We start from the raw sequence: 10,577 nt of genomic DNA, 5'->3' as shown, positions 1-10,577 counted from the left end.
GACTCTTTTTTGCCGCTTCATCGTTAAAAATAAGCGCTTAGAATGACTAAACTTATTATTTTTAACATCGAATCGCCTAAAAAATAGTCGCTGTCAGTGCCATGGTCGAATGTTCAACACGCCCTAACTATATCATCTGCGTTATTTTCTGATTTGATTCTCATACTTACCGGTACTTTATCTCATTTTTATGATCATTTTTAAATGAGGACACGCCATAGGTTTTATCAAAATACCGTCCATCCTAGTATGACTGTTTAAAGCAATAAAACGACCAGTAAACAGTGACTTAGAGGCAAAAAAATGCTAAAATAGGGCTTTATTTTTGTCCTGTTCTCAGCAAGTTGTTTTGTAGCGTTACGTAGTGGTTTTTAAGTTTCTAACTGTCTTTAAGTTTATGATAATAAACATGTTTTATTTGCTTCTTTAGCTTTGATAAGACATAAAAGAGCAGAGGTTAATAGCAAGAAAATAAAACATGGTTTTTAAGCTTGGCTTAAATTAAGAAAGCTTTTATAAGGTACTGACGACTCGTACTTTGGCTCACCGACATAGCGCTACTGGTGTTAACTCTCCAGATTGGATTTGACATGATGTCATGCGGCTTCATCGTAGTGATGGGTCAATGGCAAACGGCTGATGATGGCTAGATTAAGGAATGCACATGAGTGATTCATTACCTAACGACCACGAGCAACTGACAGTCGGCAGCGTTGCCTCAACGACTGCTACAGCGGAAGGAGTGACTTCAGACTATAGCTCCAAAGATATTCGTGTACTTCGCGGCCTAGAGGCGGTGCGCGTGCGTCCAGGCATGTATATTGGCGATACCGATGATGGTACTGGCTTACATCATATGGTGTTTGAGGTGGTGGATAACTCTATCGATGAGGCGCTCGCCGGTCACTGTGATCAGATTGATATTATCATTCACGAAGATGAGTCAGTGAGCGTCATGGACAATGGTCGCGGCGTCCCTGTTGATATTCATCCAGAGGAAGGTGTATCGGCGGCGCAGGTCATTATGACGGTACTGCATGCTGGCGGTAAATTCGATGACAATAGCTATAAAGTATCAGGCGGTTTGCATGGGGTAGGGGTATCCGTAGTTAACGCACTATCCAAAAAGCTTGAGATGAATATTTGGCGTGAAGGCTACCATTACCACCAGACTTATACCGATGGTGTGCCTGATGCCGATATCGAGCAACTAGAAGCTACGGATAAGACAGGGACCCAAATCCGCTTTTATCCCAGTAGTGATGTGTTTACTGGTACTGTTTTTGATTATGATATCTTAGCGAAACGCTTACGTGAGCTGTCTTTTCTTAACTCTGGCGTGCGTATCGTCTTGACTGATGAGCGTATCGATAAGCGTCATGAGTTTGAGCACAAAGGCGGCCTGTCTGAGTTTGTCAGCTATATCAACGCAGGTAAAGAAGGCATCAACGAGGTCTTTCATTTTACCAGTGAGCAAGACGATGGTATCGCGGTCGAAGTGGCGCTGCAATGGACAGATACCTATAACGAAAAGGTGTTTTGTTTCACCAATAACATCCCGCAGCGTGATGGCGGTACGCACTTATCAGGGTTTCGCTCAGCGCTCACGCGTGGTCTAAACAGCTATATGGACCGCGAAAATCTGTTCAAGAAAGAAAAAGTCGCCGTCAGCGGTGATGATGCACGAGAAGGGTTAAGTGCGATTGTCTCAGTGAAGGTGCCTGATCCGAAATTCTCTAGCCAGACCAAAGACAAGCTGGTATCGAGCGAAGTCAAGTCAGCAGTCGAATCGGCGATGCACGATAAGTTTAATGATTATTTGCTTGAAAACCCAAGTGCGGCTAAAGCGATTGCCAATAAAATTATCGATGCCGCTAGAGCTCGTGATGCTGCCCGCAAGGCACGTGAGATGACGCGCCGCAAGACTACGTTAGATATCGCTGGTCTGCCAGGTAAATTGGCAGATTGCCAAGAAAAAGATCCATCACTATCAGAGCTTTACATCGTGGAGGGTGACTCTGCGGGCGGATCGGCAAAGCAAGGTCGTAGCCGTAAAACTCAGGCTATCTTGCCGCTTAAAGGTAAAATCTTGAACGTCGAGCGCGCACGTTTTGACAAGATGCTATCATCTGCTGAAGTAGGCAACCTAATCACCGCACTTGGCTGTGGTATCGGCCCTGATGAATATGATCCGGATAAAGTTCGCTATCACAAAATCATCATTATGACTGATGCTGACGTTGATGGGTCACATATTCGTACGCTACTGCTGACCTTTTTCTTCCGTCAAACGCCGGAGCTGATTGCGCGTGGTTATATTTATATCGCACAACCGCCATTGTATAAAGTGAAAAAAGGTCGTCAAGAGCTGTATCTAAAAGACGATGAAGCACTAAAAGCTTATCTATTGTCCTCAACGATTGATAATACCAAGCTGCACGTCTCTGAAGATGCGCCAGCGATTACTGGTCAAGCGCTTGAGACACTGCTTAACGACTATAACCAAACTCAGCTGATCAAAGCTCGTTTGCAAATTCGTTTCCCAGCGACGCTGTTAGATGCGCTAACGCATACGCCGAAACTGAGCACAGAAATGACTTATGATAAGTCAGCGATGCAGGAGTGGCAGGCGCAGCTACAAACTCAGCTGAATCAATTCGGTGATGAACTAAGCCCTGAGATTGAGCTGGTCAATATCCATGAGCCGCAACCAGAAAATATGGATGCTGCTGCCGCTGATCTGCTGGGTATGACCCCCGCATTGACTGCTGATGAGAGTGAAGCGGCTGATAGCGATGCCTTATCGACCAAGGCCCAGTGGCTACCTCGTATCACGGTGTATGTGCATCAGCTGGCGCATCATTACTTGCTCGATGCTAGCTTTATCAACTCGGGTGAGTATAGTAAGCTGCTGCGTTTATCAGCGGAGTGGAATACTTTGTTAGAAGATAGCGCCTTTATTCGCCGTGAAGCGGGTAGTGGTACTACTAAAGATATTCCGATACGCGATTTTGATTACCTCTGGCAGCAAATGATGCTCGATGCGCGCCGCGGCCTAGCTATCCAGCGCTACAAAGGTCTAGGTGAGATGAATGCTGATCAGCTTTGGGACACGACGATGGACCCAGAGAATCGCCGTATGCTACGCGTTACCATCGAAGATGCTATCGCTGCCGATCATATGTTCACCTGTTTAATGGGTGATCATGTCGAGCCGCGCCGCGTGTTTATCGAAGAAAACGCATTAACGGTCTCTAACCTTGATATCTAAGGTTTAGCGTTTATACAAAATACCGCTTTGGTTTCCAAGGCGGTATTTTTTTAATAATAATTTTGTTTCACGTGAAACTTTTATAAGTAAATTGTCATAAGCTGGCAATTCTAATTGATGGATATCAGATGATTGAAGTACTGTTACTCGCTATTGCGCTAGCGATGGATGCGTTCGCAGTTGCGATTGGACTGGGCGCTAAGTCGCAACAACAAAGCCCGCGCTATACCTTGCGTTTGGCTATTTATGCTGCGTTATATTTTGGTATTGCGCAGGGTGTGATGCCACTTATCGGCTATTTATTAGGCGCGGCACTCTTAGGTTGGTTGGCTGCTGCGGCGCCTTGGATCGGTGGATTTATTCTTATTGGCCTTGGTGGTAAGATGCTTTATGAGGTGTTTATTGCCGATGAAGAAGAGACCGTAGATAAGGGGCTACGAGTAAATTATGAAGCGGCTTCTATAAACGATAGCCGAAAGAAAAACATCAGTCATCGCACCATGTTTACCCTAGCGATTGCCACCAGTATCGATGCGATGGCTGCTGGTTTTACACTTAACCTGTTGGCGCTCAATGCGTGGCTAGCGTGTGTAATCATTGCGATTGTCACAGCTGTTTTTAGCGCTATCGGCATCTATTTGGGCAAAAAATCAGGTACGTATCTTGAAGATAAGGCAGAAGCGCTCGGCGGCTTTGTACTCATACTCATCGGCTTAAAGGTCATGTTTGTTGGCTAGGGTATGCCCTTAATTCAATTTATATAGTCATCTAAATGGATTAAAAAAACCGCTTTGATAGCCAAAGCGGTTTTTTGTTTCACATGAAACGCTAAAGGTACGCTTTAGCAATAATTACGCTTCGTCAGTATCAAAACGCCAAGCTAAGACCCGCGTGCTCTTTTGACCTTGGCTCATCTCAATAATACGCATTTGCGCCACATCAAGATCTTTTAGTAGTTGCTGTAAAGGTTTCACGTTTTCAGACTTAGACACTAAGCTGGTAAACCAGCCTACATGTGCAGCAAACTGCTGGCTTTCTCTTATCATATTACTTAAAAAAGCAATCTCGCCACCCTCACTCCACAATTCTTTATGTTGACCGCCAAAGTTAAGGTTTTGCGCGGCATTGCCTGACTTTGTAGAGTGACGACTGATTTGCGCGCTTTCGTTTTTGCCGCGATGGCGCTGCAAATTATGCTGTTTACGGCTATTGGCCTGCATCGCTTCTTCTAATGAGGCATGAAAAGGTGGGTTACACACGACGACGTCAAAATAGTCCTGCCGACCGATAATATTTTTAAAGATATGCTTAGGTTCAGGTTGCAGTTTGATCTTAATCGCGCCTTTAAGCTTGGGATTGGCTTGGCTAATTACCGTCGCCGTATTCACTGAGACCGGATCGATGTCGCTCGCGGTAAAGCGCCAGCCATAGCTTTGGCTGCCAACAATAGGGTATATAGCACTGGCACCAGTGCCGATATCAAGTGCATGAATATCTTTGCCTGTAGGCGGCGTATTGTCTTCGCTCACATGAGTAGTCTGCGCCAACAAGTCGGCAATATAATGAATGTAATCGGCGCGCCCAGGAATCGGCGGGCACAAATAACCTTCAGGGATATCCCAAAACTTAATGCCATAATAGTGCGCGAGTAGTGCTTGATTAAGCACACGTACGGCTTTGGCATCAGAGAAATTAATCGTCGGTTCGCCTTTTGGGTTAGTAATGGTGTAATCGGCAAGTTCAGGTAGCGCGCGGGTCAGTAGCTCAAAATCATAGCGACCTTGATGCGGATTGCGCGGATGCAATTGACCGAGTTTTTTGGCGGTTGCTGGGGATCTATTTCTATGTTTTGGACGGTTATTTCTAGAAGAGGGATTAGTCATAGTAGTAGGCTATAAAGTCTGAAGATAACCGTCTAGTTTAGCAGATTTGATCAACGCTAAATGGTTTATCGGCTACGGAAGATCAGGTTTAAGCCCAATACAATCATTGCGCTACCTAATATACGATCTATCCAATGCTCAAAACGCTGAAAACGTTTGAGGATGACAGGAATCGATAGTAGCATCACCACCGTGCTAAACCACGCCATCTGTAATACCATCATCCATACGCCGTAGATAGAGAGTTGCCAAAGCGGAATATCGGGTGATAATACTAAAGTAAATATAGCGACAAAGTAGACTGGCGCTTTGGGATTAAAGACGTTGCAAAAAAAACCTCGGCGCAGAGTAGCGAAGCTAGATTCAGTTTTATCTGTAACATTGCTATTACTGTTGCTATTAACATTATTAGTAAAAGTTGTCGTTTCTACTGGTTGTTTGGGTTTAGCGCCAATTCCTTGCCAACCTAAATAAATCAGATACGCGCCGCCTAACCATTTGATAGCAGTTAATAGTGGCTGTGAGTGGGCAATCACTGCCGCCAGTCCTAATACCGAGTAAATGATATGCACGGCAAGACCTAAGGTAATACCCAAACTACAAATCAGACCTGTACGTCGACCTTTGGTTAATGTTTCACGTGAAACTAAAACAAAGTCAGGGCCAGGGGATGCCGCTGCAAGTAGATGCACGCTCGTGATAAGCAAAAAACCGTGCCAAAATTCCATAAAATGCTCTAGTGGTTACTAAGGAGTATCGTAAGATTAATAATAGTGGCAGCTATTAATTTTAAGGTCAACTGCTACCGATGCTAGTGCTTTTCATCTTGTGTTATAGGATAGGGATGTCTATATTAAAAGTCAGTAGCATTATTTTAAAAATGAGATCACACCCTACGATAACGACAAACCTAAAAAGGATATAACCATGACCACCCCAAACGATACAAGCAATCGCATCACTTATGAAACTGACGGCTACATTTGTCTCATCGGGCTTAATCGCGCCGACAAACGCAATGCCTTTGACAGCCATATGATCAAACAACTCTCCGAGGCATTAACAGATTATGAGAACGACGATAATCTACGCTGTGCGCTCATCTTCGCACATGGCGAGCACTTTACCGCTGGTCTTGATCTGATGGAGCTGCAAGATAAATGGAATAAAGGCGCGTTTGAATTTAATGATAAGGAAATCGATCCATGGGGTATCGGCGGTAAGCTGCGCACCAAACCTGTCGTGGTGGCGATACAAGGCACCTGCTTTACCGCTGGGATTGAGCTGATGCTCAATAGTGATGTGGTGATAGTAAGCGACAGTTGCAACTTTGCCCAAATGGAAGTGCAGCGCGGTATCATGCCGTTTGGCGGGGCGACGGTACGCTTTGTCGCGGCGGCAGGCTGGCAAAAAGCCATGCCATATCTATTAACCGGTAAAAACTTTGACGCGCAAACCGCCGATAGACTAAACCTAGTCAGTGAAGTCGTACCCAATGGTGAGGAGTACGAGCGCGCGCTAACGATTGCCAAAGAGATTTGCACCGCTGCGCCACTTGGGGTAAAAGGGCTACTATCCTCGGCGCAGGATGCCAGCCGTAATGGTGCAAAGTCAGCGCTGGCTAATATTCATGGTTATCTGCCGCATTTATTTCATTCAGAAGACGCAAAGGAGGGCGCAATGGCGATGGTTGAGCGCCGCGAGCCTGAGTTTAAGGGTAGGTAGAGACTCGTAACGCTACCGAACGCATGATGTAAAGCTTTCTTTAACCGTACGACCAAGGACAATACCAGTGCAATATAACTTCGACCAAATCATCGATAGACGCGGTACGGGATCACTTAAGTGGCACTATATTGATGACACTATTCCGCTATGGGTCGCCGATATGGACTTTAAAGCCGCGCCGCCTGTTTTAGATAGTGTGCAGCGTGTGGTGGATCACGGTATTTTGGGTTATACCAAACCGACTGATACTTTGTATAAGGCGATTATCAATTGGCACGGTAGTCGTTATGGTTTGCAGTTAACTAAGGACAAAATCCTATTCTCGCCAGGGGTCGTGCCAAGTCTAGCGCTGATGATGCATGTTTTTACCGAAGTAGGCGACGCGGTACTGGTCAATGATCCCATTTATACACCGTTTATGACTAAGGTGCAGCAAAATAAGCGCACGCTTGTGATGTCTGCGTTAAAGGAAGGCAATGGCAAGTATCTGCTCGATTTGGCCGATATCGAAGCTAAAATTATCGAGCATAAGGTTAAGCTATACTTGCTATGCAACCCGCATAATCCGGGCGGGCGCGTCTGGACTATTGATGAGCTTAAAGCACTACTTACACTGTGTAAAAAGCATAATGTAGCGATTGTCAGTGATGAGATTCATCAAGATTTAACCTTGACTGGTCATACCTTTACGCCTTTATTAAAGCTAGCAGAAGCAGCAGGTTACGCGCACAAAGTGGTCAGCTTGACCTCCATGACCAAAACCTTTAACGTGGCGGGTATCAAAGGCTCAATGATCTTTGCCAAAGATGACGCTTTAATCAAAAAAATCAGCCAACAGCAACATTTAAATGATGAATATGAGCTGAACTTATTTGCCTATACGGTGATGAAAAGCGCTTATGAAGAGGGCGGAGAGTGGCTGGAACAAGTGCTGGCTTATATTGAACACAATATCGAAATCACGCTAGAGTTTTTAGCAGGGCATCTGCCTGATATCAAGGTCATGCGCCCTGAGGCGTCGTATTTGATTTGGCTCGATTGCTCGGCATACGTGCAAGATGATCAGGCGCTTTATGACAAACTGCGTGACGCCAAAGTTGAGCTAAATTCAGGGATTAAATACGGCCGCGAGGGATATCTTAAAATGCGTATCAATGTGGCGTGTCCGAAAACGCTGCTGCGTGAGGGATTGAATCGGGTTTATGCGGCTTTTGGTGGAGTTTAAACCTAAGCTAATTTTGTACTGCGTTGAATAGGGTAGTCAATCCTGCCGTCCGCTATTATCTGCTTAGCCGCTGGCGTTCGCTTTAAACGAGCGACCACCACCAGCCACGGCTTGCATCGCTACCGTCGTTAGCAGGATAACCGCTCCAGTCGAGGCTAAAACGCACTTACGGCAGAGTTTACAATAGTATATAAAGCTTGATTTATGTTGATTAAACAGTCTGACTGACACAACTTTAACTAAGTACTAAAAAAACTAAATGTTAAACATACGGTTATAACGTTTTTGTAAAGCTGTTTCACCACCTTCCATAATCTCGCAAACGTTTTTTCTAACTTCTACTTCTTGTAAAGCTCCAGATGCGTTTACGTTAATCTGACCTCTCTCTTCAAGAGCAATAACATATTCAGAATCACCGTTAACAACGATATTAGGGTTATGAGTGACAATAATTATCTGTCTCTCTCTCTTTGACTCATGAAGTTTTGAAACAATGAGACTAGATATTAGACCATTATCAAGATCGTCTTCAGGTTGGTCTAAAATTAAAGGTTCTGAGCCATACGAAAGAAGGAAAGACAATATAGCGGAAGCCTTTTGTCCAGCAGAACCCTGAGCAACATCCTTAAATTTCCTTCCATCATGAAACTTTACTATTAGGTTATCTTCTGGGAACCAAGTTTGAATTGCGTCTTTTATGTTTGGACTTAAATTATCTAATAAGTCTCTAAATCGTTTACTAGAATTTGAATAAAATCCTTCGTCTGAAGACTGGTTTGAAAGTAATTCTTTGAGTGAATTTAAAACTGAAAATGTATCTTCAAGGTTAGAGCTATTGGATTTAGCAGTAGTCTCTAGTTCTTTATTTAATTCATAAAGAAAACCTGATTCCTTATCAGAGTCATATATATCTGAAATGAAAGTATTATCATTTTTACCTATTATCTTTCTAAATGTATTATCTAAATTATATTTATCGCACAGAGGTAGTATCTCGATTTTTATCACATCGTTGTTGCTTAAATACTGATCTAGAAATACCATTCTACTTTGTGTTAGTTTCATCCTTAAATTAACTATCGACTGATATGAGACATTAATATCATCATCTATTTTTTTAATTTGATTTTCAATCTCAAATAGTTCATCAATACTCTTTTCTAATGATAGCTTTGTACTAATCAAGCTAGAATACTGTTTAGGATCATTAATTCCTTTTTCTGCTAGTGTGCTAATGAGCTCTTCATGCTCGTTCACGGCACTAGTATGTTCATTTTTAAAGTCGCTTTGAAGATAGTTGTCTTTGAAAGTACCTAGTTGACCCTCTAGTAAACTAACATGGTCTATTATATTTTGCTTAAAGTTTTCTAAGTGGTTAGATAGAGTATTTATGTTATCAGTTGTTTTTCTATCACCGATTGGGTCAATCTCATTTAAATCTATAAAAGGTGACTGTTCATCGATTAAATTTTTAAATGATTGAATATAGGTCTTAATTTCACCTTCATATTCTAAAATGAGACGATTTTTACTTTCATAAGATTGATAATTTTTTAGTAAGTCTTGATGTCCAGAGTCTTCAATTACTGATATTTTTTGTTTAGTATCTGCTAATTGGCCTACTAAAGTCGGCTTATGAGATATTTGATTCTCTAACTCTCTCTTTTTAGCACATAAGGAAAAATAGCGACTGGTTTCCTCTTCCCACTGCATGTTCCATTGTTGATACTGGACGCTTGAGGATTGGTCAATTAAATTAAGAAGTGCATTTGGGTTTTTAGCAAAATCATAAATTTGTTTTTGACTGAAAATTTTTACTGGGAAGCGGGAATAGGCTTCTCCATCTTCTTCAATCCAATCATTCCCTATTTTCTTTTTAATTTTCACTTTAGGTCGATCTGTACTCCAATTTAACGAGTAAAAAGCTGAATCTTTATAATATTGACAGTTAATCTGAGTGTTTTCTAGTAATACACCTTCAGAGTCTCTCGATTTAGAAGTCTGAATAAAGTTTTCAAATGTTCTACGAACTTCGTTATTAGGCTCTAGCTTATTAACATCACGAGATCTATCCATACCTAATCTGATAAACTCTAATACTGATGATTTACCACTTCCTCTACCACCGATTATTGTGTTTAGCCATGGACTAAAAGAAATAGTTAGTGGGTTAGAGCGCCCTGCATATTTTGTATCACTTATAGTAATAGATTGAATTCTAGTGTTTGAAGTTTGATTAGGGTTTTGGTTTTCAGAGTCTGAACGTATAACAGAAGATTTGTTATCAATTAAAGCAAGTCGCAGCCCTTCTATAGATGGCTTTGACATTTTAAACCAAGTATAACCCCACTCTCAACTTGAAATAAGCAAATCAAACTGAAGAGGCGGGTTACCAAGTTTTTTATTGAGTACAAAGCACAGATTATGCGACAGAATCTTACGAATCAATCGATGAGACAAATGCCATAAA

At 42.6% G+C, this 10,577-nt stretch carries 6 protein-coding genes and 2 pseudogenes; 4 read left to right on the top strand and 4 right to left on the bottom strand.

What is annotated here, in order from left to right; genetic code table 11:
* Positions 1–664: 664 nt before the first annotated feature.
* Positions 665–3,271 (top strand): DNA topoisomerase (ATP-hydrolyzing) subunit B, encoded by a 2,607-nt coding sequence (gene gyrB, locus JMX98_RS12755; RefSeq protein WP_201587105.1) that lies wholly within the window; start codon positions 665–667, stop codon positions 3,269–3,271.
* Positions 3,272–3,399: 128 nt separating this feature from the next.
* On the top strand, positions 3,400–4,008 hold the full coding sequence (locus JMX98_RS12750) for a manganese efflux pump MntP family protein (protein ID WP_201587103.1): 609 nt from the start codon (positions 3,400–3,402) through the stop codon (positions 4,006–4,008).
* A 114-nt stretch (positions 4,009–4,122) separates the two neighbouring features.
* On the opposite strand, the gene rlmF is transcribed toward JMX98_RS12750, so the two are convergent.
* Both rlmF and JMX98_RS12740 read right to left on the bottom strand, forming a co-directional pair.
* Positions 4,123–5,154, bottom strand: a complete 1,032-nt coding sequence (rlmF, locus tag JMX98_RS12745; RefSeq protein ID WP_201587101.1) for a 23S rRNA (adenine(1618)-N(6))-methyltransferase RlmF — start codon at positions 5,152–5,154, stop codon at positions 4,123–4,125.
* Between the two features lie 65 nt (positions 5,155–5,219).
* Positions 5,220–5,882 (bottom strand): LysE family translocator, encoded by a 663-nt coding sequence (locus JMX98_RS12740; protein WP_201587100.1) that lies wholly within the window; start codon positions 5,880–5,882, stop codon positions 5,220–5,222.
* Positions 5,883–6,081: 199 nt separating this feature from the next.
* Between JMX98_RS12740 and JMX98_RS12735 the strand changes: the two genes are divergently transcribed.
* Together JMX98_RS12735 and JMX98_RS12730 are read left to right on the top strand one after the other, a co-directional pair.
* Positions 6,082–6,879, top strand: a complete 798-nt coding sequence (locus JMX98_RS12735; RefSeq protein WP_201587096.1) for a crotonase/enoyl-CoA hydratase family protein — start codon at positions 6,082–6,084, stop codon at positions 6,877–6,879.
* A 67-nt stretch (positions 6,880–6,946) separates the two neighbouring features.
* Positions 6,947–8,107 carry a MalY/PatB family protein gene (locus JMX98_RS12730; RefSeq protein WP_201587095.1) on the top strand — a complete coding sequence of 387 codons (1,161 nt, stop codon included), beginning with the start codon at positions 6,947–6,949 and terminating at the stop codon, positions 8,105–8,107.
* A gap of 255 nt (positions 8,108–8,362) precedes the next feature.
* Here the strand turns inward: JMX98_RS12730 and JMX98_RS12725 are convergent.
* Positions 8,363–10,438: pseudogene (locus JMX98_RS12725) on the bottom strand (TrlF family AAA-like ATPase); the annotation flags it as partial.
* 21 nt (positions 10,439–10,459) lie between these two features.
* A pseudogene (locus JMX98_RS12720) lies at positions 10,460–10,577 on the bottom strand (IS982 family transposase); the annotation flags it as partial.

The sequence above is a fragment of the Psychrobacter sp. HII-4 genome (genome assembly GCF_904846595.1).
Classification (GTDB): domain Bacteria; phylum Pseudomonadota; class Gammaproteobacteria; order Pseudomonadales; family Moraxellaceae; genus Psychrobacter; species Psychrobacter celer.
Note: the sequence above shows the minus strand (reverse complement) of the source record. Positions and strands in the feature narration are given on the sequence as shown.